The 23990-nt window shown below is 60.6% G+C and carries 25 protein-coding genes; 9 read left to right on the forward strand and 16 right to left on the reverse strand.

The annotated features are described in order from the left end of the window. Nucleotides 1–128 precede the first annotated feature (128 nt). Nucleotides 129–422: a hypothetical protein gene (locus L861_RS18625; protein ID WP_016418199.1), complete on the forward strand. Its 294-nt coding sequence runs from the start codon at nucleotides 129–131 to the stop codon at nucleotides 420–422. A gap of 121 nt (nucleotides 423–543) precedes the next feature. Here L861_RS18625 and djlA read toward each other — a convergent pair whose 3' ends face one another. The 4 genes from djlA to L861_RS18645 form a co-directional block, all read right to left on the reverse strand. Further along, nucleotides 544–1320 carry a co-chaperone DjlA gene (gene djlA / locus L861_RS18630; RefSeq protein WP_016418200.1) on the reverse strand — a complete coding sequence of 259 codons (777 nt, stop codon included), beginning with the start codon at nucleotides 1318–1320 and terminating at the stop codon, nucleotides 544–546. 33 nt (nucleotides 1321–1353) lie between these two features. Next, entirely contained in the window at nucleotides 1354–3279 is a 1926-nt protein-coding gene (gene dxs / locus L861_RS18635; protein WP_016418201.1) for a 1-deoxy-D-xylulose-5-phosphate synthase, read from the reverse strand. A gap of 73 nt (nucleotides 3280–3352) precedes the next feature. Beyond that, a complete protein-coding gene (gene ispA, locus L861_RS18640) occupies nucleotides 3353–4249 on the reverse strand; it encodes a (2E,6E)-farnesyl diphosphate synthase (protein ID WP_016418202.1) in 897 nt (298 codons plus the stop codon). Beyond that, nucleotides 4233–4514: an exodeoxyribonuclease VII small subunit gene (locus L861_RS18645; RefSeq protein WP_016418203.1), complete on the reverse strand. Its 282-nt coding sequence runs from the start codon at nucleotides 4512–4514 to the stop codon at nucleotides 4233–4235. Before L861_RS18645 ends, ispA begins: the two co-directional genes overlap by 17 nt. A 359-nt stretch (nucleotides 4515–4873) precedes the next feature. Here L861_RS18645 and serA point away from each other — a divergent pair, with 359 nt between their 5' ends. From serA to L861_RS18665, 4 genes are all read left to right on the forward strand, one after another. Further along, nucleotides 4874–6124 carry a phosphoglycerate dehydrogenase gene (serA, locus tag L861_RS18650; RefSeq protein WP_016418204.1) on the forward strand — a complete coding sequence of 417 codons (1251 nt, stop codon included), beginning with the start codon at nucleotides 4874–4876 and terminating at the stop codon, nucleotides 6122–6124. Nucleotides 6125–6286: 162 nt separating this feature from the next. Continuing rightward, nucleotides 6287–7249: an oxygen-dependent tRNA uridine(34) hydroxylase TrhO gene (trhO, locus tag L861_RS18655; protein WP_016418205.1), complete on the forward strand. Its 963-nt coding sequence runs from the start codon at nucleotides 6287–6289 to the stop codon at nucleotides 7247–7249. Nucleotides 7250–7397: 148 nt separating this feature from the next. Further along, nucleotides 7398–8291: a DMT family transporter gene (locus L861_RS18660; protein WP_016418206.1), complete on the forward strand. Its 894-nt coding sequence runs from the start codon at nucleotides 7398–7400 to the stop codon at nucleotides 8289–8291. Nucleotides 8292–8366: 75 nt separating this feature from the next. Beyond that, nucleotides 8367–8603 (forward strand): hypothetical protein, encoded by a 237-nt coding sequence (locus L861_RS18665; RefSeq protein WP_016418207.1) that lies wholly within the window; start codon nucleotides 8367–8369, stop codon nucleotides 8601–8603. Between the two features lie 6 nt (nucleotides 8604–8609). Here L861_RS18665 and L861_RS18670 read toward each other — a convergent pair whose 3' ends face one another. Then, a complete protein-coding gene (locus tag L861_RS18670) occupies nucleotides 8610–9842 on the reverse strand; it encodes an amino acid deaminase (RefSeq protein ID WP_016418208.1) in 1233 nt (410 codons plus the stop codon). A 164-nt stretch (nucleotides 9843–10006) separates the two neighbouring features. Between L861_RS18670 and L861_RS18675 the strand changes: the two genes are divergently transcribed. From L861_RS18675 to L861_RS18690, 4 genes are all read left to right on the forward strand, one after another. Continuing rightward, entirely contained in the window at nucleotides 10007–10870 is an 864-nt protein-coding gene (locus tag L861_RS18675; RefSeq protein WP_016418209.1) for a MurR/RpiR family transcriptional regulator, read from the forward strand. A gap of 2 nt (nucleotides 10871–10872) precedes the next feature. Further along, nucleotides 10873–12339 (forward strand): N-acyl-D-amino-acid deacylase family protein, encoded by a 1467-nt coding sequence (locus tag L861_RS18680; protein ID WP_016418210.1) that lies wholly within the window; start codon nucleotides 10873–10875, stop codon nucleotides 12337–12339. After that, nucleotides 12336–12728 (forward strand): RidA family protein, encoded by a 393-nt coding sequence (locus L861_RS18685; RefSeq protein ID WP_016418211.1) that lies wholly within the window; start codon nucleotides 12336–12338, stop codon nucleotides 12726–12728. The genes L861_RS18680 and L861_RS18685 overlap by 4 nt, the downstream gene beginning before the upstream one ends. A 289-nt stretch (nucleotides 12729–13017) precedes the next feature. Further along, complete coding sequence (locus L861_RS18690; RefSeq protein WP_016418212.1) at nucleotides 13018–14514, forward strand: sodium:solute symporter family protein; 1497 nt, start codon at nucleotides 13018–13020, stop codon at nucleotides 14512–14514. Between the two features lie 82 nt (nucleotides 14515–14596). On the opposite strand, the gene L861_RS18695 is transcribed toward L861_RS18690, so the two are convergent. From L861_RS18695 to L861_RS23735, 11 genes are all read right to left on the reverse strand, one after another. Continuing rightward, complete coding sequence (locus L861_RS18695) at nucleotides 14597–17545, reverse strand: hybrid sensor histidine kinase/response regulator (protein ID WP_016418213.1); 2949 nt, start codon at nucleotides 17543–17545, stop codon at nucleotides 14597–14599. Nucleotides 17546–17564: 19 nt separating this feature from the next. After that, nucleotides 17565–19214, reverse strand: coding sequence for a Glu/Leu/Phe/Val dehydrogenase dimerization domain-containing protein (locus L861_RS18700; protein WP_016418214.1), 1650 nt, complete (start codon nucleotides 19212–19214; stop codon nucleotides 17565–17567). Nucleotides 19215–19502: 288 nt separating this feature from the next. After that, entirely contained in the window at nucleotides 19503–19658 is a 156-nt protein-coding gene (locus L861_RS24930) for a hypothetical protein (protein ID WP_201766437.1), read from the reverse strand. Next, complete coding sequence (locus L861_RS24935; protein WP_201766438.1) at nucleotides 19612–19959, reverse strand: hypothetical protein; 348 nt, start codon at nucleotides 19957–19959, stop codon at nucleotides 19612–19614. Before L861_RS24935 ends, L861_RS24930 begins: the two co-directional genes overlap by 47 nt. A 545-nt stretch (nucleotides 19960–20504) precedes the next feature. Continuing rightward, complete coding sequence (locus L861_RS18710; protein ID WP_016418216.1) at nucleotides 20505–20960, reverse strand: hypothetical protein; 456 nt, start codon at nucleotides 20958–20960, stop codon at nucleotides 20505–20507. A 205-nt stretch (nucleotides 20961–21165) separates the two neighbouring features. Beyond that, nucleotides 21166–21564 carry a hypothetical protein gene (locus L861_RS23720; RefSeq protein ID WP_016418217.1) on the reverse strand — a complete coding sequence of 133 codons (399 nt, stop codon included), beginning with the start codon at nucleotides 21562–21564 and terminating at the stop codon, nucleotides 21166–21168. Then, the gene (locus L861_RS23725; RefSeq protein ID WP_016418218.1) at nucleotides 21561–22079 is read right to left on the reverse strand and encodes a hypothetical protein; all 519 of its coding nucleotides are present in this window, start codon (nucleotides 22077–22079) and stop codon (nucleotides 21561–21563) included. The genes L861_RS23720 and L861_RS23725 overlap by 4 nt, the downstream gene beginning before the upstream one ends. Then, on the reverse strand, nucleotides 22060–22215 hold the full coding sequence (locus tag L861_RS24940) for a hypothetical protein (RefSeq protein ID WP_201766437.1): 156 nt from the start codon (nucleotides 22213–22215) through the stop codon (nucleotides 22060–22062). Before L861_RS24940 ends, L861_RS23725 begins: the two co-directional genes overlap by 20 nt. Then, complete coding sequence (locus L861_RS24945) at nucleotides 22169–22516, reverse strand: hypothetical protein (RefSeq protein WP_201766438.1); 348 nt, start codon at nucleotides 22514–22516, stop codon at nucleotides 22169–22171. The genes L861_RS24940 and L861_RS24945 overlap by 47 nt, the downstream gene beginning before the upstream one ends. A gap of 538 nt (nucleotides 22517–23054) precedes the next feature. Continuing rightward, nucleotides 23055–23561 (reverse strand): hypothetical protein, encoded by a 507-nt coding sequence (locus tag L861_RS23730; protein ID WP_016418220.1) that lies wholly within the window; start codon nucleotides 23559–23561, stop codon nucleotides 23055–23057. After that, on the reverse strand, nucleotides 23558–23990 hold a 433-nt coding region (locus L861_RS23735; RefSeq protein WP_201766439.1), incomplete at its 5' end, for a hypothetical protein. The genes L861_RS23735 and L861_RS23730, both read right to left, overlap by 4 nt.

Genomic DNA, 23990 nt, shown 5'->3' on the forward strand with positions numbered 1-23990 from the left:
ATATCTGCCAATGCAGGAAGACGGCCGTTCTGATAGAAGCAGGGCATTGCTGCCATTGATATAATGTTTTAGCTAATTATTAGCCTGTTAACAATAATATCCTCATCACTCGACATGAGGAATTCAACATGAGAACCCTGACTTACGTAGCAACCGTTCTGCTCGCAGCACTCCCAATAGTGGCTAACGCTGGCATCGCATCTGAAAGGGCACTGCAGGTCAACCAGGAGACAGCGTCGGCCTCTACCGCAAGGTCCGAACAGGTCGCCCCGGATGCCGTGGCCGATTACCGTTACACCGGTAACAGCTCCGCCATGACCGAGGCCCGGCTAAACTTGATCACCAAGGGAGAGCCTCTCACCCGCTTCCCTGGAAATCCAAGTGAAGAGCAGCCAGGCCGCCAAGCCACTGGCAACTCCTGATCCTATCAACGAAGGCCCCATTTAACAGAGCCTCAAATGGTAGAAAAGGCGCCGACATCAATGTCGGCGCCTTGTTGTTATTGGGTAATACCCGTCGCGGTGATTTAGGATTTAGCCAATCCTAAGCGGCTTGGCGCTCACGTGCCTTCTTGATCAACTCATAGGCATTACCGATCTCGGCCGTCCGCTCCTTGGCCATTTCCCGCATACTCTCCGGCAAGCCCTTGCTGGCCAACTTGTCAGGGTGGTTCTGACTCATCAGGCGACGATAGGCACGCTTGATCTCTGCATCGCTGGCACTGGCATCGACGCCCAACACTCGATAGGCATCTTCCAGTGATTGCCCGGAAGTGGCTCCCGGCGCCTGAGCACCGCCGCCACGCAGCATAGCCTCGATCTGCGCGACTTCCGCTTCCGAGCAGCCCAATCCTCGCGCCACCCGCAGCAGCATTTCATGCTCGGCGGGATGTAGCACCCCATCGGCGGCAATCGCCGACAGTTGCACCTGCAGGAACACTTGTAACAGCGCGCGCTGGCCGCCGGCGATACGACGCACAATGGCCAGTTCCGCGTCCAAATCAAAATCAGGCGCCTTGCCGCGGTTGAATGAAGCCTTGGCTCGCTCGCGCTGTTCGGCATTCAAGCGAAAGCGTTCCCAAAACTGTTTGGAAACCTCCAGCTCATCCTGGGTGACCTGACCATCCGCCTTACACAGGCAGCCCATCACCGCAAAAGTGGAATCGAGGAACTGCGCCTGTATCTCAGCCAATTTTCCCAGCACGCTCTTCCGCAACACGCGCTGGACACCCCAATAAGCGAGTGCTGCCCCGATCAGCATGCCCAACGGGCCACCGATCATATAGCCCAGCACCGCCCCGATCACTGTCGCTATCAACATGGTTGTCCACCGTTACATTGATGTGGCAATGGTTTAGCTTCTGCGGCCAAGGCGCTGACGTATGGACGCCTCGATCCCCTCGGTATCCAGACCGCACTCGGCAAGTAGCTCGGCAGGCTTGCCGTGCTCAACGAAGACATCTGGCAGGCCCAGATTGAGTACCTGACACAGCACCCCTTCCACCGCCAGCAACTCGTTGACTGCGCTACCGGCACCGCCGGCGACCACGTTCTCCTCCAGGGTCACCAACAGTTCATGGTCGCGGGCAGCGGCCAACACGGCGTCACGGTCCAACGGCTTGACCGAGCGCATGTTGAGATGCGTCGCATCCATACGCTCGGCCACTTCCGCAGCCGGTGCATTGAGACTGCCGAAAGCCAGCAAGGCGATCGTCTTGCCTTCACGCCCTATTTTCGCCTTGCCGATCTCGATCGGCTCGAGCGAGTCGGAAATGGCGACACCAGGTCCCTTACCGCGCGGATAGCGCACTGCCGCCGGGCCAGGATGATGGTAGGCAGCGCTGAGCATGGTGCGACATTCGGCCTCATCGGCCGGGGCCAGCACCACCAGCCCTGGAATGCAGCGTAGATAGGAAAGATCCAGAGCACCGTGGTGAGTCGGACCGTCTTCACCGACCAGACCGGCACGGTCGATGGCGAAAGTCACGTCAAGATTCTGCACGGCCACATCGTGAATAAGCTGGTCGTAGCCACGCTGCAGGAAGGTGGAATAGATCGCCACCACAGGCTTCATTGCCTCGCACGACATGCCGGCGGCAAGCGTGACCGCGTGCTGTTCAGCGATCGCCACGTCGTAATAGCGCTCGGGATACTCCTTGGAGAAGCGAATCAGATCCGAACCTTCACGCATTGCCGGCGTGATACCGATCAGCCGCTCATCCACCGCTGCCATGTCGCAGATCCAGTCGCCGAAGACATTGCAGTACTTCTTGGGCTTCAGTTTCGTTTGCGGTTGGGCCTGCTCAGGGGCCCTGGACTCAACCTTGGGCGGCGGTGAGGGTTCCTTCTCCAGCTTGGTGATGGCGTGATAGCCAATCGGGTCGGACTCGGCGGGCTGGAAGCCACGCCCCTTGCGTGTCTTGATGTGCAGGAACTGGGGGCCCTCGAGATCACGCATATTACGCAGTGTGTGCACCAATGTCGGCAGGTCGTTACCATCGATGGGACCGATATAGTTGAAGCCCATCTCCTCGAACAATGTGGCCGGGCTGATCATGCCCTTCATGTGTTCTTCAGTGCGCTTGGCGAACTCCAGGGCGCCGGGCAGGTGCGAGAGGACTTTCTTGCTGTTCTCGCGCATCAAGGTATAGGGCTTGCTGGTGAAGATCCGTGCCAGATAACTCGCCATGCCACCAACGTTCTCGGAGATCGACATCTCGTTATCGTTGAGCACCACCAACAGGTTGGCATTGACGTGGCCAGCATGGGCCAAGGCCTCGAACGCCATCCCCGCCGTCAGCGCGCCATCGCCGATCACTGCGCATACGCGGCGCTTTTCGTCACGTGTGCGGGCCGCCAGCGCCATGCCCAGTGCCGCCGAGATCGAGGTACTGGAATGCCCCACGCCAAAGGTGTCGTACTCCGATTCGGCACGGCGCGGGAAGGCTGCCAGACCACCGTATTGCCGAATACGCGGCATCTGCTCACGTCGACCGGTAAGAATCTTGTGCGGGTATGCCTGATGGCCCACGTCCCATACCAGCCGATCGTGAGGCGTTTCCAGGATATGGTGAAGCGCCACGGTCAGCTCCACCACCCCAAGGCCAGCACCGAAGTGGCCCCCACTGCAACCGACGCTGTAGAGCAGATAGGCGCGTAACTCATCGGCCACCTGCAAGAGCTGCGCCTGATTCATGGCGCGCAGCGCAGCAGGTGTATCCAAAGTATCGAGCAATGGCGTCGCCGGGCGCTCGGCGGGTATTTCGTCGAACAGCTTCATGGGCTCATCTATTTGTCAGGAGAAGCACTGAATCGATTGTCGAACGGCATGCAGTCATTGATTCAGTGCTTCCTCAGTGGTCGCGCTCGATCATGTATCGGGCCAGCTCGGCCAGCGGTGTCGCTTGCTCACCCAACGGGGCGAGCGACGCCAAAGCCTCGTCGAGCAGGGCGCGTGCCTTGGCACGAGCGCCATCGAGTCCCAGCAGAGCCGGATAAGTGGGCTTGTTGCGTGCCGCATCGGCTCCCGAGGCCTTGCCTAGCGTAGCGGCATCGCCAGTGACATCGAGAATGTCATCCTGAATCTGGAACGCCAGGCCGATGGCCGCTGCATAGTCATCCAGGGCACCCAGCCGCGGATCGCTCTCGGCCACGGCCACCAGCGCTCCCAAGCGTACCGCCGCGCGGATCAGCGCACCGGTCTTGTGGCGATGCATGGTAGCCAACGACTCGACATCAGGGTGGTTGCCAACGGAGCTCAGGTCCAGGGCTTGGCCAGCTGCCATACCATCGCGCCCCGACGCCATGGTCAGGGTGCGAATCAATGCTGGGAGACGTGGGTGCTCGGCAACCGCCAACACCTCGAAGGCTAGTGTTTGCAACGCATCGCCGGCCAGAATCGCCGTCGCCTCATCGAAGGCCTTGTGCACGGTAGGCTGGCCACGACGCAGATCGTCGTCATCCATCGCTGGCAGGTCGTCGTGAACCAACGAGTAGGCATGGATCAGCTCCACCGCCGCAGCGGGAGCATCCAGCGCCTCGGCTGGCGCACCCAAGGCACGTCCGGCAGCATATACCAACACCGGACGCAAGCGCTTGCCCCCCCCTAGTACACCATGTCGCATCGCCGCTTCGAGCCGCGAAGACGCTGGCAGGCGCGCATTGAACAGGCGCTCGAGACACGTATCGACACGTGCTCGATCACCTGCCAGTCGTGCTTCCAGGGATGAGAACTCAGCGTTCACCGACATCCCCCGCCTCGGGTTCCGCGAAAGGCATGTCATGCAGGGAATCATCCGGTTGCTCGATCAAGGCACGCACCTTGAGTTCGGCCTCGTCGAGGCGACGCTGAGCGTCGCGAGTCAAGTTCACGCCCTGCTCGAACGCTGCCAAAGAGTCTTCCAGCGACAACTCACCGGACTCGAGCTGGTTGACCAATGCTTCCAGTCGCTCGAGGGTCGCCGCGAAATCTTGGGGCGCTTCATGTTCAGATAACCCAATGTCCTTGTTAGCCATGGTGCGTCTCGCTCATCATCGGACCGATCGTGAGTCGGCACCGGTGTTCCATGCCGGGTCGTAAATCGAGGGCATAGTATACACGCTCCTACCCGGGGTGCGTCTGCCCCGAATGACACTGACTTGCATGGTGCTCATCTTCGCGGTGCAGCATTTTCATTTCGCCCAACCATCGGGATGAGGCACGGCTGTGCTAGGATAGCAACCCTGTTGCGCCCCGGGCGTCTCTCGCCACTGCATCCGGGCAGCTCCCTTCACACCCTTTTCTCCGGGCCGCTGCTCTCGATTTCGGTTGGCCAACAGGCTAAAAATCATACTGATAGCAAGCGGCTCGTGCCGCGGAAAGGGTTGATTCGACCATGGCCAAAACCTCCCTGGACAAGAGCAAGATCAAGATCCTGCTTCTCGAGGGCGTCCACCAGAGCGCGGTGGATAACTTTCTGAACGCTGGTTACACCAATATCGAGCACCTGTCGACCTCACTCGATGAAGAGACATTGCTCGAGAAGGTCAGTGACGTCCACTTCATCGGCATTCGCTCCCGCACCCAGTTGACCCAGCGTGTGTTCGATGCCGCCGAGAAACTCGTGGCAGTGGGCTGCTTCTGTATCGGTACCAACCAAGTCGACCTTGGTGCAGCGCTCACTCGCGGCATCCCGGTGTTCAACGCGCCCTACTCCAATACCCGTTCAGTGGCGGAGCTGGTACTCGCAGAAGCGATCATGCTGCTGCGCGGCATTCCCGAGAAGAGCGCTCGCGCCCACCAGGGCGGGTGGCTGAAAACCGCCAAGAACTCCCACGAAGCCCGTGGCAAGACCTTGGGCATCGTCGGCTATGGCAATATCGGTGCCCAGCTCTCGGTGCTGGCCGAGTCGCTGGGGTTGGATGTCATCTACTATGACGTGGTCACTAAGCTGGGCATGGGCAACGCGCGCCAGGTCGGTAGCCTCGAAGAGCTGCTGGCACGCGCCGATGTCGTTAGCCTGCACGTGCCCGAAGTGCCTTCCACCAAGTGGATGATCGGCAAGGAGCAGATCGCCTTGATGAAGCAAGGCGGGATCCTGATCAATGCCTCGCGCGGCAGCGTGGTGGTAATTGAGGAACTGGCCGATGCGCTCAAGAGCGGCAAGTTGCTGGGGGCGGCCATCGATGTCTTCCCGGTGGAACCCAAAGGTAACAGCGAGGAGTTCGTCAGTCCGTTGCGCGGTCTGGAGAATGTCATCCTCACACCGCACATCGGCGGCTCGACCCTGGAGGCCCAGGAAAACATCGGTGTCGAGGTCTCGGAGAAATTGATCACCTACTCCGACAACGGCACCACCATCACCTCGGTCAACTTTCCTGAAGTGGCGCTGCCGGCGCACCCGGACAAGCACCGTCTGCTGCACATCCACGACAACGTGCCCGGCGTGCTGTCCGAGATCAACCACGTGCTGTCGGAGAATGACATCAACATCTCCGGTCAGTATCTGCAGACCAATGAAAAGGTCGGCTACGTGGTGATCGACGTCGACAAGGCCTATGGCGCCCAGGCACTAGAGGCGCTCAAGCAAGTCAATCACACCCTACGTCTGCGCGTGCTCTACTCCGAGACCAACTTTCAGGAGTGATCTCGCACGGTGCATGACGATTCCGCCCCCGAGGCTCCTAGAGCGTCGGGGGCGTCGTGTATTGGCCCAACGGATGCACGAGCCGTATGTTGAGGGTAGAATTCTCGCCACGATTTTACCCGGTCCGTCCTTTGCGAGGACGACTACCAGGAGACACACTGCATGATCCATCCCAGCGATTCCCCGCGAATCGTCGTCGCGGCGTTGTACAAGTTCGTCACGCTCGAAGACTATCAAGATCTGCGTGAACCGTTGCGCCAAGTGATGCTCGACAACGGTGTCAAGGGCACCCTGCTGCTGGCCAAGGAAGGCATCAACGGCACCGTGGCTGGACCGCGCGAAGGTATCGATGCGTTGCTTGCCTGGTTCAAGGCCGATCCGCGCCTGATCGACATCGATCACAAGGAATCCTACTGTGACGAGCCGCCCTTCTATCGCACCAAGGTCAAGCTGAAGAAGGAGATCGTTACCTTGGGTGTAAATGGCGTCGACCCCAACCACCGCGTGGGAACCTATGTCGAGCCCGAAAACTGGAACGAGGTGATCTCGGATCCTGAGGTGCTGGTGATCGATACTCGCAACGACTACGAGGTGGCCATCGGCTCCTTCACTGGCGCAATCGACCCAAAGACCAAGTCGTTCCGCGAATTCCCGCAGTATGTGCGCCAGCACTACGATCCCACCCGACACAAGAAAGTCGCGATGTTCTGCACCGGCGGCATCCGCTGTGAGAAGGCGTCGAGCTTCATGCTCGGCGAAGGTTTCGAAGAGGTCTATCACCTCAAGGGTGGCGTGCTCAACTACCTGGAAAAGGTGCCCGAAGAGAAATCGCTGTGGCGCGGCGAGTGCTTCGTGTTCGACAACCGGGTTACGGTACGCCACAACCTCAGCGAAGGCGAATACGATCAGTGCCACGCCTGCCGCATGCCGATCTCTGCCGAGAACCAGCGCTCCGAGTACTACGAACCCGGCGTGAGTTGTCCCCATTGCTGGGACTCACTCCCCGAGAAGACCCGTGCCGGGGCCCGTGAGCGCCAGAAGCAGATTGAGCTGGCCAAGGCCCGCGGTGAGCCACACCCGATCGGCCGTGACCCGCGGCTGATGCAGGAGCAGGCCGAGAGCTGATCGCTTCGGATCGAGAAAAAAGCCGCCATACTCGTCTCGACGTGGCGGCTTTTTTCATGGTAATGATTAACGTCCAAACGATTTCCTACTCAGTCATGGTTCCCTGGCGTTATCACATATCGCCAGGCCTATTTCAAAGGACGATGTCATGCCAACCGGACCGGCCTATCTGATCGTCGTACTGGTGTGGGCCACCACCCCGCTAGCCATCAAGTGGAGCGCGGAAGCCGGCGCTCCGGTGGGCAGCGTGTGGCTGCGCATGGCGATTGCGGCGATTCTGGGCCTGGTGATCCTCAAAGCCATTGGCGGCCGGCTTAGCTGGACGCGCCATGCGCTGCTCAGCTACGCGGCCGCCGTGCCAGGCATCTTTGGGGCCATGGCACTGAGCTATCGCGCCTCCCTGACCCTGCCGTCGGGCATGATGTCGGTAATGTTCGGTCTGGCCCCCTTGATCTCGGGTCTGATTCTTCAGGTCTTGCCCGGAACGACGAAACTCCAGCGTTGGCACTGGCTGGGGTGCGTACTGGGTGTGGTGGGATTGGCCGTGATCTTCGCCGACTCATTGTCCAGCGGCACTCGGCAACTTGGCGCCCTGGCGATGATGATTGTAGCGGTGACCCTATTCAGTGGCAGCGGCATTGCCGTGCAACGCGTAAGGGCCGGCCTGAAGCCGCTCAATCAAACTCTTGGCGCTCTGATCCTCAGCATGCCCTGTTTCGCGGTGCTATGGCTAACCAGTGGCGAACCCCTGGCCATGCCACTTTCGACACGCGGTCTATGGGCGGTGCTTTACCTCGGTGTGTTCGGTTCATTATTAGGCTTCTTGTGCTATTACCTGATCCTGTCGCGGTTATCCGCAGCCACCGTGGCGCTGGTCACCCTGATCACGCCAGTACTGGCACTAGGGCTGGGGATGGGACTCAACGGCGAGCGACCGACGGTCTCGATGATCGCCGGCGCCTTACTGATTCTGGTCGCGCTAGGTGCCTACCTGTTTGGTGATCGCTTGGCACGGCTAGCGCCAGGGGTAGTCGTCGACTAAAGAACGGTCTGCAGCAGCCGATATGTCCGGGGGCCGCTAGCGGCCAATGTTCCATCCCCAATTGGAGACGCCCCCTTGCGAATCTCGCGGACACGCCAGACCCAGCCAAAGAGCAGAAAGCCTGAGAACATCCATAGCGACAAGGATATTGAAGGTATTCTGATATTGCTGATCTACTCAGGGCGCCATGAAAAGGCCGAGCCACTGTTCGCCGAAGCGCGCAGACTTCTCCCCGGTGTCAACGAGGATCAGCTCAATCGCGTGGCGCATCGTTTTGCCTCACAGCTCAAGGCCAATGGCATCGCCTGGTAGGTTGGTTCAGAAGCAGGTCGTCATCACCTCGATCACATTCAGTCGTTCGTCCGCCAGGCAGATGTGACGCCACTTGTCGAACGTCAGGCAGGGATGGGAGGCCCCGAATGCCACGATGTCACCGATCCTGATCTCGCCGTTGCCTGCTTCCGAGGCCTCCTCGGGCAAGCGCACGAAGGCATGCTGGTCCATCAGTTTGGTGACTTCCCAGCCGGCAACGGACAGCACCCGATCAGCACTACCGCCCTCTCGATAGCGACGTAGTGGCTGAGGTAGCTGATCGAAGCCGATGTCGCGCTTGCCGAGGGCGATCACGGCCAGCCCGGGCTCGGGCAGTGACTGGACCTGAGCAAAGACTTCCAGTGCCGGTTCCAGGCCCCGCTCCAGATCGGGACGCCGCCGCAGCACGCCACGTTGGGCCAGGCGATAGATGCCGTGATCGTGGACCACATAGCAGCCGGGACGCAGCACCGGTACGAAGTGCTCGCCGAGATGCGCCTCATGGAAGACTTCGGCAATCAGGTCGTACCAGGCTGACCCTGAAGCTGTGATCAGCGGCGCCGGTACCTCGATCAGACCATCGTGATCCAGCGCCTGGGCAGCCTCCACCAGATGCCAGGCATAAGCACGAATGCCGGCTTCAGGGTTATCGCCATGCACCACACCCTCGTAGCCCTCCAGACCCGCCAATACCAACGCCTGCTCGCTGTCGACCATCTCGGCCAGGGCCATGATCTCGTCCTGGTCGCGACAACCACAGCGCCCGCCATCCACACCCAACTCGATCAGTACCTGCAGGCGTAAACCTCGTGCTGCGAAGTAGCGCCCCAAATGGCGCACATTGGCCACACTATCGACTACGCAATAGAAATCGGCTCCCGCCTCGATCAGTTCGGCAATGATCGCCATATTGGCCTCGCCAACCAGTTGGTTGGCCATCAGCAGACGCTCCACCCCATGGGCGAAAGCAGCCCGGCATTGTGGCGCCGTCGCCAGGGTGATGCCCCACGCTCCGGCATCTAGCTGACGCTGGAACAGGGCGGGGGTCATGGTGGTCTTGCCATGTGGTGCCAGACGCGCGCCATGATCCGTGGCGAAACGCTGCATCCACTCCAGGTTGTGCGCAAGCGATCCTTCGAAAATGACTGCTGCCGGCAGGCTAACCCCGGACAGCACGTCAGGGCTGGTCTCGATGGTGCCCTTGTCACAGTTCCAAGGCGCGCTCGTCACGTCTCTCATGTCCCTCTCCCATCATTCTTCCTGCGATGTTTTTCATACAATATGCCATTGAACGAAACTTTCACACACACTTGACGTTTTGTTAGAAATTAACATACTTAGCTTGACAGGCAAGCCTCCCGGTTCTCGGTATTGCCCCGAAGCCCACGCCAGAGGAGACGACGGTGAGCCAAGACATCGACATTCTGTCGCACATTACGGCCAGTTTCGCCGTTCTGCGCGACGCCGAAAAGAAGGTCGCCGAGTTGATCTACGACGACATCGACTTCGTCACCGAGGCCAGCATCAGCGAGATCGCCGCCCGGGCCGGTGTCAGCGACGCCACTGTGACGCGCTTCGCCCGCGCCGTGGGCTGTCATAACGTACGCGACCTCAAGACTCGCCTCACCCGCGCCCTGGCTGCCGGGCGACGCTTCATCCAGGAAGCCGATCCCGCCGACGGCCCCCTGGCGGTCTACGAAATCGCCACCCAAACCCTGGCCGTGAACCGCGACCTGATGGGCCAGGCCGATGTCGCCGGTGCCGTGGAACGCCTTGATGCTGCCCGCCAGATTCTAGTATTCGGTGCCGGCGGTGGTTCCAGCATGCTGGCACAAGAAATGCAGTTTCGCCTGGTACGTCTGGGTTATGCGATTAGTGCTTACCCTCAGGCACTGCTGCCACGTATGGTGGCCTCGACCCTGGATCCCGAGGATGTGGTAGTGGTGCTGTCGGTCACCGGCTATACCCCGGAGATGATCGAATCCGCTCGCATCGCCCGTCAGTATGGCGCCCAGGTGGTGGCGATAACAGCCAGCGGTTCGCCACTGGCGGAGGCCGCCGACGTAGTGCTGCCAGTGGTCTCACGCGAAACCGACTACATCTATCACCCCTCCGCGTCGCGCTACGCCATGCTGGCGGCCATCGATGTACTGGCACTGGAACTGGCTACGCGTCACCGCGACCGCGCGCGCGACAAACTGCGCCGCCTCAAGATCACCCTCGATGCCCACCGCGGCGGCGACAATCGCCAGCCGTTGGGAGATTGACCATGCATTTTGATGTACTGATTCGCAGCGCTCAGGTGCTCGACGGCACCGGCGCTCCTCCCTTCCAGGCCGATATCGGAATTCGTGACGAACGTATCGTCGCCATCGGTGAGTTGGGTCAGCACACGGCCACGGCCAGCCTCGATGCCACGGGCCGATACCTGGCACCGGGATTCATCGATGTACATACCCATGATGACACCAACGTCATCCGCACGCCGGAAATGTTACCCAAGCTGTCCCAAGGCGTGACCACGGTGGTGGTGGGCAACTGCGGCATCAGCGCCAGCCCCGTCAGCCTCGAAGGCAAGGTGCCGGACCCCATGAATCTGCTCGGCCGCGTCGAGGACTTTCGTTACCCAAGCTTCGCCGCCTATGCCGCGGCGGTGGATGCCGCCATACCCAGCGTCAATGTCGCCGCCCTGGTCGGTCATACCAGCCTTCGTAGCCAGGTGATGAACGACTTCGCCCGTCCCGCCAGTATGGCTGAAATAGACGCCATGCAGGCCCTTCTTGCGCGAGCCCTCGATGAGGGAGCGCTGGGATTGAGTTCAGGGCTCGCCTACCGCAATGCCTTTCATGCGCCCACAGCGGAAATGAAGCCCCTGGTGGCAGCGGTGGGCAAGGCCGGCGGCGTCTACACCACTCACCTACGTGACGAGTTCGCTGGCTTGCTCGATGCCATGGACGAAGCCTTCGCCACCGCCCGTTGTGGCGAGGTACCACTGGTGATTTCGCATCTGAAGTGCGCCGGGGCCGGCAACTGGGGCAACGCCCACCGCGCCTTGGACAGGCTCGACACGGCGGCCCGTCATCAGCGCGCCCACTGCGACTGCTATCCCTACACCGCTGGCTCCTCGACCCTGGACCTGGGCCAGGTCAGCGACGAGATCGAGATCACCATCACCTGGTCCGAGCCGCACCCCGACCAGGCCCGGCGTCCGCTCAAGGCCATCGCCGCCGACTGGGGCGTATCGCTGCTCGAAGCCGCCAGGCGTCTGCAACCGGCTGGCGCGGTCTACCACAACATGAGTGAGGACGACATGCAGCAGGTGCTCGCCCATCCACTGTCGATGGTTGGCTCCGATGGCCTCCCCAACGACCCGCACCCGCACCCACGGCTGTGGGGGGCTTTTCCACGCGTGCTGGCTCGCTACAGTCGAGATCTGGGCTTGATACCGTTGAGCGAAGCGGTACGCAAGATGACCAGCCTCTCGGCGGCCAACTTTGGCCTCACCGATCGCGGAGTGATCCGTGAAGGTGCCTTCGCCGACCTGACGCTCTTCGATCTCGAAACCCTCGAAGACACTGCCGATTACGACATCCCCATCGCACCGGCTCACGGCATCGAGCTGGTGATGGTCAATGGCGTGATCGGTTATCGACATGGCGCAGCCACCGGCGAACGTGCCGGACGCATGCTGCGCCGCTCACGACATCTCACCCACCGTATGGAGGACTCCCCATGAGCATCACCCGCTACGGCGTCGAAGGTGGCGTCGGTACCGGCGGCCAGAAACTGCCCTTTGCCCGCGCCGTGGAGGCCGGTGGCTGGCTCTATGTCTCCGGTCAGACACCGATGGTCGATGGCGAAGTGGTCGAAGGCGGCATCGTCGAGCAGACGCGACTAGCCTTCGACAACTGCCTGGCAATCATGCAGGAAGCTGGCTACGACCTCGAGGACGTGGTGCATGTCACTGCCGTACTCACCGATGCACGCTATTTCTCGTCGTTCAACAAGGTGTTTCACGAGCTCTTCGCCGACAACCCCCCAGCCCGGATCTGCAGCGTCCAGGACCTGGTGGTCGACTGCAAGGTGGAGGTCGATGTGAAGTGCTTTCGGGCCGAGCGGGCCTGAGACGAGGGGCGTCGCGCTCCCGGCAAGGAACGCGACGCCGAGATGCGTACGGGCAAGGGCCGTGACGGACCACCCGACGCAATCATGACATTGCTTACCGCCGGTCGCGGCAACGACCGGGCAAGGAAGCACTGAGAAAATCGTCAAGCGGGATGAAGCGCAAGGCGCACGGAGCGCAGAAACCGGAGCCTATGGGGTATAGGTGAGGCTTTCGAGCACCGCGCAACGCAGCGATTCGCACGCGTAGACATTTGTGCAGTGTTTCCGTAAACAACGACAAGAGGATACCATGAACAGTCAGATTTTCCTTGGCGCCTTTCTGGCGTATGTGCTCGTCATGATCGGTTTCGGCTGGTGGATCTCGCGCCATAAACGCGGCACTGGCGACGACTTCCTGCTCGGCGGGCGCAGCATCCCCGTCTTCCTGACCATCGGCACCACTGTGGCGACCATGGTCGGCACTGGCTCGAGCATGGGGGCAGTGGGCTTCGGTTATGCCAACGGCTGGGCTGGCGCACTGTATGGTATCGGCGGTGCGGTAGGCATCCTGCTACTGGCGCTATGCTTCGCCCCGATACGCAAGCTGCGCTTCATGACCATGAGCGAAGAGCTCTCCTACTACGTCGGCGCCAACCGGCTGGTGCGCAACCTGGTCGCAGTGCTGATCTATATCGCCTGCATTGGCTGGCTGGGCGCACATATTCTCGGCGGCGGCCTCTACTTGTCGTGGATGGCCGATATCGACCTTGATACGGCGCGGATCCTGGTAGCACTGGGCTTTGGCATCTATTGTGTGATCGGCGGCTATTTCGCCGTGGTGTGGACCGATACCGTTCAAGCCGTGATCCTATTTGCCGGCTTCCTGCTGATGGCGGTACTGGCGTTGATCGAGGTCGGCGGCTTCGGCGGGCTAACCGCCAGCATGGACGCCGGCGCAGCCAGCTTCCTCGGTATCGGCAAGATTGGCGGCCTGCCGGCCCTGTCGCTGGCTGCAGTGATAGCCGTGGGTGTGCTCGCCACACCGTCGTTCCGCCAGCGCATCTACTCCGGCGACTCGGTGGCTTCGGTACGCCGTTCCTTTGTGATTACCGGCGTGCTTTACTTGGGCTTCTCGATCATCCCGGCAATTCTCGGCATGGCCACCCACGCCCTGAATCCGGGATTGGACAACAGCAACTACGCTTTCCCATTCCTGGCGACCGAAGTCCTGCCGCTGGGGTTCGGCTTACTGCTGTTGGTCGCCGGCCTCTCAGCGACCATGTCCAGCGCCAGCTCGGATGCCATCGCCGGCGTCTCGACGCTGATGCGCGATATCTACGTGCTATTCACCGGGCGCACGCCCGCCGCACGACACGTGGTGCTTTATTCTCGCCTGGCTTTGGTAGCCACCATCGGTCTGGCCCTGGCCTTTGCACTAACCTCGGATAACGTCATCAACTACATCACCCGCATGATCGCCACCATCATGGCCGGGATGTTCGTGTGCGGCATGCTGGGACGTTTCTGGCCGCGCTACAACTGGCAAGGTGCCGTGGCCACCCTGATCACTGCTTCTGCCACCTCGCTGGCGGTCATCGCCAACGAGTCCTGGAGTGCCTTCTGGGGCAATCCCAGCATCCCGGCAGTATTGGCGGCACTAGCCGGTGGCATAGCGGTCAGCTTGATGACACCGGCATCGCGGATCACCAAGCAGGAGGCTTTGGCCATTCTCGATCGCGAGCGTGAACGCATGGAGCAAGCTCCCGACGCTGCCCTGACCCGAACGGCTGCCCCCTCTCCGCACTAACAAAGCAGCCCACACTAACAGGGCAACAGAATGGACCCCGGCATGAAGGCCGGGGTCCCACAGCACAAGACGAATGTTCCTGTCATAGGGGGTCATCGCCGCGACGCTGTACGTCGAGCCTGGGCTCCAACTCATCCAGGCGGCCCTTGAGGATGGTGAAGGCCTCGGCGGCAGCATCGAACTCACCTTCCCGCGCCAGGGTTTCGAGCCGCGACGCGGCGGCTCCCGTCGACCGAGCACCGATCACCAGCGCCGCTCCCTTCAAGGTATGCGCTGCGCGACGCAATAGCGATTTGTTCCTATCGGCGATGGCGGTTTCGATCTCCGTCATTAATTCCGGCACTTGTTGCCGGAACAGCTCCGCCATCTCCTGTAACAGCACGCGGTTGTTCTCGAGGTTTTGCAACGCTCCTTCCCAGTCCAGGCAGGGTTCCTGTCCCTCCTGCGATGGCCAGGGGAATGCCGTTTCAGCAGCAGCCGGCGAGGCTTCCCGCTGTTTCTGGCTAATGGCCAGGCCATCCAAGTCTCCCTCAACGGCCTCAAACAGCTCAATGGCACGGAACGGCTTGGTGACATAATCATCCATGCCCGCAGCCAGACACCGCTCGCGATCCTCCTTGGTGGCGCTCGCGGTCATGGCGATGATTGGCACATGATCGCCAGTGTTGTGTTCGCGTTCACGGATCGCCCGAGACGCCGCGAGGCCATCCATCACCGGCATATGGATGTCCATCAGCACCACATCGAAATCGTGGCGGCGAATGGCCTCGATCGCCTCGGCACCGTTCTGGGCCAGTTCGACGTCATGCCCGCGCTGGGTCAGCAGGTCGATCGCCACCCGCTGGTTGGCGAGGCCATCCTCGACCAGCAGCACACGGCGTGCAGCCAAGCCTCTGGGACGATCATGCGGTACCGGCGCCACCTTGCGCTTCCCGGTCGTGATACCGAGCGCCTCGCTTATCGCGTTCAGCAGTTCCGATTGCTTGACCGGTTTCATCAGCAACCGAGCGATGCCTAACCGCCGACGTAGCGATGCACCACCCGCATGTGCGCCCGACGACAGCATCAGGATAGGTAGGTCGACAAACTCGGGACGCCGTCGAATCCGCTCGGCCAGCTCGTAGCCGTCCATGACCGGCATCATCACATCAAGCAACGCCAGCGGGAATGGATCATCCTTCGAGCGCTCAAGAACGTCGAGTGCCTTCTCCCCATCCGCTATCGTCGTCGGCCGCATCCCCCAACTGCTCAGGATTTCCTCGAGAATCATGCGATTGGTGCGATTGTCGTCGACCACTAGCACCCGTTGTCCATCCAGACCAGTGGGACACGGCTGGGTCTCGCCCCGTTCCTCCGGCAACCCAAAGCCGATACTGAAAGCGAAGCTGCTACCGTGTCCTCCGGGACCTCTGGACAGCTCGATCCGACCGCCCATCATGCCCACCAATTGAGCGGCGATGGACAGCCCCAAGCCCGTGCCACCACTCACCCGTGTCGTGGAGGTATCCGCTTGGCTGAAGGCTTCGAAGATCTTATGGCGCTGCGCTTCGGGAATGCCAATCCCGGTATCGCGAATTTCAAAAGCCAGGCGCGCGCTGTGCTCATGGAGCGCCTCGAGCCGCAGATCGACCACCACCTCGCCGGTTTCGGTGAACTTGATGGCATTACCGACCAGGTTGACCACCACTTGGCGCAGGCGTATAGGATCGCCGAGCAGCCGATCGGGAATTTCGGGTGGGATATGCACCGCCAACTCGAGTCCCTTCTCATCGGCCCGCAGCGCCATCGTCTGTAGCGTATCGCCCAGGGTGTCACGCAGGTGAAAAGCCACCGATTCAAGCTCGAGCCGCCCTGCCTCGATCTTCGAGAAGTCGAGAATGTCGTTGATCAAGCCTAGCAGGGTATCGGCCGACTTCTGAATGATCGCCACGTACTCGGCCTGCTGGTCGGTCAGCTCGGTACGTTCCAGCAATTCGGCGACACCGATCACACCATTCATGGGGGTGCGAATCTCATGGCTCATGTTCGCCAGGAACTCACTTTTGGCCAGACTGGCCCGTTCCGCCAAATCCCGAGCCCGACGCAACTCATCCTGCGAACGGCGCAGCTCCACGGCAGTGGCCTGGAGCTCAGCGGTGCGTTCCGTGACCAGCTCTTCCAGACGATGGCGATGCTGTTCGAGCTCGGTGATGTCCGAGTAGACGGCGACATAGCCACCGTTCCCGGTACGATGTTCGCTGATCTGGATGCAGACGCCGTCACTGCGCACCATATGATAGGGCCTGGAGGGGTTGCGATGAGCGGCGAGACGTTCAGCGATCCAAACCTCACTTGACTCATAGCCAGAGGGAATGAGGCCACGCTCGACCACGGCTCGCAGCAAGTCTTCGAAATGCAGCCCTAACTCGACCGCATCGCCCGGGGTAACGAAATGTTCCTTGAAGCGGGAATTGTAGAGCACCAACCGATCGTCGGCATCGAACAAGGCGAACCCCTCGGCAATGGATTCGAGCGCTTCGGTAAGCTGGTCGCGCGCTGCCTCGGCGTGAGCTTGTGCCTCCTCGGTCAGCATGACCTGGGCCTCGAGGTGGGCGCGCTGGGTTTCCAGCTCGGTGATATCGGTATAGATGGCCACCACCCCACCATCGCGGGTGCGGCGTTCACTGATGCGCAGTTGCCGGCCAGAAGCCGTCCGGATGGTAAACGGCGGGCCGGGATTACGACGCTGGGCAAGTCGCCAGGCGATCCATTCTTCCGGTTCCCAGTCACCGATCGAGATGATCTTCCGGTACACCACCGTGCGAATCAGGTCCTCGAAGCGCATGCCTGGCTTGACCAGGTCGGGGACACCCGAATATTCGTCCCGAAACCGCGAATTGCAGGCTACCAGGATGTCGTTGGCATCGTAGAGAGTGAAGCCCTCGGAGATCGCCTCGAACGCCTCGATCAGCTGATGACGCTCACGGCAGCATGGTGCTATCTCTTGAGGTTGGTGCCCACCACACTTGTGGTTATCGGTCTCGGATGGCATGCACGCCCCCTTGCCAGTGCTACGGGAAGACGCCCCGCAACAACTTGGCCTCGGTTACCCGCGAAATGCCCTCGATCAACGCCGCGGTGCGCATATCGAGTTGGTCCCTCTGCGCTCGGTGCAGCGTCCGCTGGAAGGCATCCAACATAATCGACTGCAGCCGTCCATTGATCTCGTCCAGGGTCCAGGTCAGGTTCTGCATGCCTTGTACCCATTCGAAATAGGACACCGTGACACCTCCGGCATTACCGAGGATATCGGGCAGTACGAAGATGCCACGTTCGTGGAGGATGTCATCGGCCTCCAGCATGGTCGGGCCATTGGCCCCCTCAGCCAGCAACCGACAACTGATCTGGTAGGCATTTTCCACGGTAACCTGGTTCTGCAACGCCGCCAGCACCAATACATCGCAGTCGAGCTCCAGCAGCTCAGCGTTACTGATCGCCTCTGCATTCGGATAGCCGTCCAATATCCGGTGCTCGGCAACATAGGCCTGCAACTCCTCCATCGACAGCCCCTCACGCCGATAGAGGCCGGTGGAGACATCGCCGACACCAATGATCTTGACGCCCAGTTCGGCCAGAAAGCGCGCCGCATGGCTGCCGACGTTGCCGAAGCCTTGTACCACGGCGGTCGCCTTGGAAAGTTCGAGCCCGATATGCTGCGCCGAGGCCTCGATCAGGTACACCAGTCCGCGACCGGTGGCCTCCTTACGGCCCAGAGAACCGCCCAGCACCACCGGTTTGCCAGTAACCACCGTTGGCACCGCATGACCGATCTGTTGGCTGTAGGTATCCATCAACCACGCCATGACCTGCTCATCGGTACCCAGATCCGGTGCAGGGATATCCTTGTCCGGGCCGATCATCTCGATGATTTCGGTCGTATAACGCCGCGTAAGCCGCTGCAGCTCCGCCTTGCTGAGCGCTGTGGGGTCGACCCGCACACCGCCCTTGGCGCCTCCGAAAGGTAGCTTCATCAATGCACACTTCCAGGTCATCCACATCGCCAATGCGGCTACCTCGCCGAGGTCGACCCCCTCGTGATAACGGATTCCGCCCTTGGTCGGTCCCATCGACAGTACATGCTGCACGCGGTAGCCGAAGACCGTTTCCACTTGGCTGTGATCGTCGCGGAAGAAAGGGAAGGAGACCATGTGCGCACGCTGCGGGAACAACAGGCGCTGACGGATATTGTCGTCCAGGTCCATGTACTGGGCAGCTTTGAGGAATTGCTGCTGCGCCAAGCGAAACATCGGCGAGTCCCACTCGCCGCCCCTGGCACGCGCCCGTGCCAGGGTGTAGCGAACGGCCCTCCCCAGAGAAGCGCCCTTGAGATGTGACTTGACCAGATAGTCGTAGGCCCCGGACTCCACTGCCCGAGCCGCCAGCTTGACATCATCCAAGCTAGTCAGGATGACTACCGGCACCTGCGGCGCTACCAAGCGTACCCGCCATAGGGTCTCGAGTTCTTCACTGTCGGGTAGTACCAGGTCCAGCAGCACCAGATCCACATTGCCGCGTGCCAGCCGAATCAGGCCTTCGTCGAGGCGTTCGACCGCCTCAACATCACAGCGTAGCTGGGTATCGGTCTTGAGTAGCTGCTGGATCAATCGGCTGTGTAGTGGGTTGTCTTCGATCAGCAACAAGCGAATGGAAAGCTCGGACATGCCCCGCGCCCCGCTATGCACCAACGCATACCCTAAGCGTAGGCCACAGCAGCATAACAAGCGCTATCCCGCACCGGTCATGCTCAAAACCCTTTGGCTTCGCCACGCGGCCGTGCCGGCTGCGGCTTGCCGCATTCGAGGAATTGCCCGAACCCCGGTTCACCGGTGGCGAATAGCTTGAACTTGCGCGAATACTAGCACTCGCGCGGCGGACGTTGCTGGGGCATGGCCGAGGTATGCGCCTCGAGTGCATAGGCAGTGAAACACTCAGCTATGCCGATCACGCCTTCATCCCCGATAGAAGGCATTCAGCTTGTCCTGGTGTTCGCTGACGTGCCGCTCGTAGGTGGCATCGTCCATGTCCCGCCAGAAACGTGGATTACGCCCCGTACGCCGATCATGCGCGATGGTGGCCGGGTCGAGTGGGCGGTAGATCTCGAACACCGGAATCTCCGGCAATGGCTGGGAGGTGTCCATATAGCGCTGAACCATATCCCAGGCGGCGCGCTGCTCGACATGGCTGTTTGGTGGCACCGAACATGCCCACCAGCGCCACATGGGCCTCCTCGCGGTAGTGCACCAGGCTGAGATTGAACTGTGGTAGGCCTTGAGGACTGGGCGTCGACTGCAGGTAGCAGTCGAACTCGTCGAAGGGCAGTTCGTGGGCCACCTGCCAGGCAGTACGGCGTTTGGCGGGATTGGCGAACACGATCACCTTGCCGGTGCGACGGTTCAGCTCCCACATGGGGCCCGGTTGATATCCCGCCGCAAAATTGGGGAATAGACGATAGATTAAATTTACCCCCCCCCCACATGACTAGCCCAAAGATCAATACTCCTAATGGGATATCCCAATTTAAACTTTCAATAAAGCTATAGCGTGAATGGCTTGAACTCTCATATGCGCCGTACAAAGTCACAAGTATGGATATAGGCAAGAGAAAAATTACCCCAATGATGCCAAACCCTCGAAGCACCCCAAAAAGGAAGTTCCGCTTGGTCTGGCTGGTATAGCGCAGGCACTCCTCGTCCATGCGTAGCGGGTGCGTGGGCCGGTCTTCCGGACGGACGCGATAATACGACTGGCTCTCGATCTCACGCAGTTCCTGGGGTGGCACCAGGCGGATGCCCCGCGACATCGGCGCCATATCCACGGTGGGCTGGCGATGCGGCAGCCGCTGGCCGCTGGCGGCCGCCAACCGGAAGCGCCGCGAGTGCTGGCATTCCAAGGAGCGCGTTCCCAGTGCCCGTTCGGCGGTATAGGCCTCGGCGGTGTAAGTGATCGGCTGCTCAGCCACGATAGAAGGCATTCAGCTTGTCCTGGTGTTCGCTGACGTGCCGCTCGTAGGTGGCATCGTCCATGTCCCGCCACAAGCGTGGGTTACGCCCCGTACGCCGATCATGCGCGATGGTGGCCGGGTCGAGTGGGCGGTAGATCTCGAACACCGGAATTTCCGGCAATGGCTGGGAGGTGTCCATATAGCGCTGAACCATATCCCAGGCGGCGCGCTGCTCGACATGGCTGTTGGTGGCGCCGAACATGCCCACCAGCGCCACATGGGCCTCCTCGCGGTAGTGCACCAGGCTGAGATTGAACTGTGGTAGGCCTTGAGGGCTGGGCGTCGACTGCAGGTAGCAGTCGAACTCGTCGAAGGGCAGTTCGTGGGCCACCTGCCAGGCAGTACGGCGTTTGGCGGGATTGGCGAACACGATCACCTTGCCGGTGCGACGGTTCAGCTCCCACATGGGGCCCGGTTGATAACCCGCGGCCCAATTGGGAAAGAGACGATAGATTAAGGTTGCCCCCCCCCAACACACTACACTTATAGCTAGCACGCTTAGAACCATTTCCCACCTAAAGGAAGAAATAAAGTTGGATAGAAAACTTCCAAGTCGTGCATTATTAGTATCTATCACTGCCAAGAAACGTGGATTACGCCCCGTACGCCGATCATGCGCGATGGTGGCCGGGTCGAGTGGGCGGTAGATCTCGAACACCGGAATCTCCGGCAATGGCTGGGAGGTGTCCATATAGCGCTGAACCATATCCCAGGCGGCGCGCTGCTCGACATGGCTGTTTGGTGGCACCGAACATGCCCACCAGCGCCACATGGGCCTCCTCGCGGTAGTGCACCAGGCTGAGATTGAACTGTGGTAGGCCTTGAGGGCTGGGCGTCGACTGCAGGTAGCAGTCGAACTCGTCGAAGGGCAGTTCGTGGGCCACCTGCCAGGCAGTACGGCGTTTGGCGGGATTGGCGAACACGATCACCTTGCCGGTGCGACGGTTCAGCTCCCACATGGGGCCCGGTTGATAACCCGCCGCAAAGTTGGGGAAGAGGCGGTAGATCAAGCTTGCCCCCCCCAAAGGCACAAACAGACAAGACTTGTAATAAGTATGATCTTTCCCAGCACTAGATAATGTTCAGGGCCAACTCTATTGTCTCCCAACGACATAAGTAATAAGAGGATGAGCATACCGACACCTGCAAAAACCGTCATGCCTAAACCAATCATCCCAGTTAAACGAATTACTCCAAAAAAGAAGTTCCGCTTGGTCTGGCTGGTATAGCGCAGGCACTCCTCGTCCATGCGTAGCGGGTGCCTGGGACGGTCTTCCGGACGGACGCGATAATACGACTGGCTCTCGATCTCACGCAGTTCCTGGGGTGGCACCAGGCGGATGCCCCGCGACATCGGCGCCATATCCACGGTGGGCTGGCGATGCGGCAGCCGCTGCCCGCTGGCGGCGGCCAGCCGGAAGCGCCGCGAGTGCTGGCATTGCTGGGAGCGCGTTCCCAGTGCCCGTTCGGCGGTATAGGCCTCGGCGGTGTAAGTGATCGGCTGCTCAGCCACGATAGAAGGCATTCAGCTTGTCCTGGTGTTCGCTGACGTGCCGCTCGTAGGTGGCATCGTCCATGTCCCGCCAGAAACGTGGATTACGCCCCGTACGCCGATCATGCGCGATGGTGGCCGGGTCGAGTGGGCGGTAGATCTCGAACACCGGAATCTCCGGCAATGGCTGGGAGGTGTCCATATAGCGCTGAACCATATCCCAGGCGGCGCGCTGCTCGACATGGCTGTTTGGTGGCACCGAACATGCCCACCAGCGCCACATGGGCCTCCTCGCGGTAGTGCACCAGGCTGAGATTGAACTGTGGTAGGCCTTGAGGGCTGGGCGTCGACTGCAGGTAGCAGTCGAACTCGTCGAAGGGCAGTTCGTGGGCCACCTGCCAGGCAGTACGGCGTTTGGCGGGATTGGCGAACACGATCACCTTGCCGGTGCGACGGTTCAGCTCCCACATGGGGCCCGGTTGATATCCCGCCGCAAAATTGGGGAATAGACGATAGATTAAATTTACCCCCCCCCCACATGACTAGCCCAAAGATCAATACTCCTAATGGGATATCCCAATTTAAACTTTCAATAAAGCTATAGCGTGAATGGCTTGAACTCTCATATGCGCCGTACAAAGTCACAAGTATGGATATAGGCAAGAGAAAAATTACCCCAATGATGCCAAACCCTCGAAGCACCCCAAAAAGGAAGTTCCGCTTGGTCTGGCTGGTATAGCGCAGGCACTCCTCGTCCATGCGTAGCGGGTGCGTGGGCCGGTCTTCCGGACGGACGCGATAATACGACTGGCTCTCGATCTCACGCAGTTCCTGGGGTGGCACCAGGCGGGCGACCTCGGCGCCATATCCACGGTGGGCTGGCGATGCGGCAGCCGCTGGCCGCTGGCGGCCGCCAACCGGAAGCGCCGCGAGTGCTGGCATTCCAAGGAGCGCGTTCCCAGTGCCCGTTCGGCGGTATAGGCCTCGGCGGTGTAAGTGATCGGCTGCTCAGCCACGATAGAAGGCATTCAGCTTGTCCTGGTGTTCGCTGACGTGCCGCTCGTAGGTGGCATCGTCCATGTCCCGCCAGAAACGTGGATTACGCCCCGTACGCCGATCATGCGCGATGGTGGCCGGGTCGAGTGGGCGGTAGATCTCGAACACCGGAATCTCCGGCAATGGCTGGGAGGTGTCCATATAGCGCTGAACCATATCCCAGGCGGCGCGCTGCTCGACATGGCTGCTGGTGGCACCGAACATGCCCACCAGCGCCACATGGGCCTCCTCGCGGTAGTGCACCAGGCTGAGATTGAACTGTGGTAGGCCTTGAGGGCTGGGCGTCGACTGCAGGTAGCAGTCGAACTCGTCGAAGGGCAGTTCGTGGGCCACCTGCCAGGCAGTACGGCGTTTGGCGGGATTGGCGAACACGATCACCTTGCCGGTGCGACGGTTCAGCTCCCACATGGGGCCCGGTTGATAACCCGCCGCAAAGTTGGGGAAGAGGCGGTAGATCAAGCTTGCCCCCCCCAAAGGCACAAACAGACAAGACTTGTAATAAGTATGATCTTTCCCAGCACTAGATAATGTTCAGGGCCAACTCTATTGTCTCCCAACGACATAAGTAATAAGAGGATGAGCATACCGACACCTGCAAAAACCGTCATGCCTAAACCAATCATCCCAGTTAAACGAATTACTCCAAAAAAGAAGTTCCGCTTGGTCTGGCTGGTATAGCGCAGGCACTCCTCGTCCATGCGTAGCGGGTGCCTGGGACGGTCTTCCGGACGGACGCGATAATACGACTGGCTCTCGATCTCACGCAGTTCCTGGGGTGGCACCAGGCGGATGCCCCGCGACATCGGCGCCATATCCACGGTGGGCTGGCGATGCGGCAGCCGCTGCCCGCTGGCGGCGGCCAGCCGGAAGCGCCGCGAGTGTTGGCAT

Source organism: Litchfieldella anticariensis FP35 = DSM 16096, from assembly GCF_000409775.1.
Classification (GTDB): Bacteria; Pseudomonadota; Gammaproteobacteria; order Pseudomonadales; family Halomonadaceae; genus Litchfieldella; species Litchfieldella anticariensis.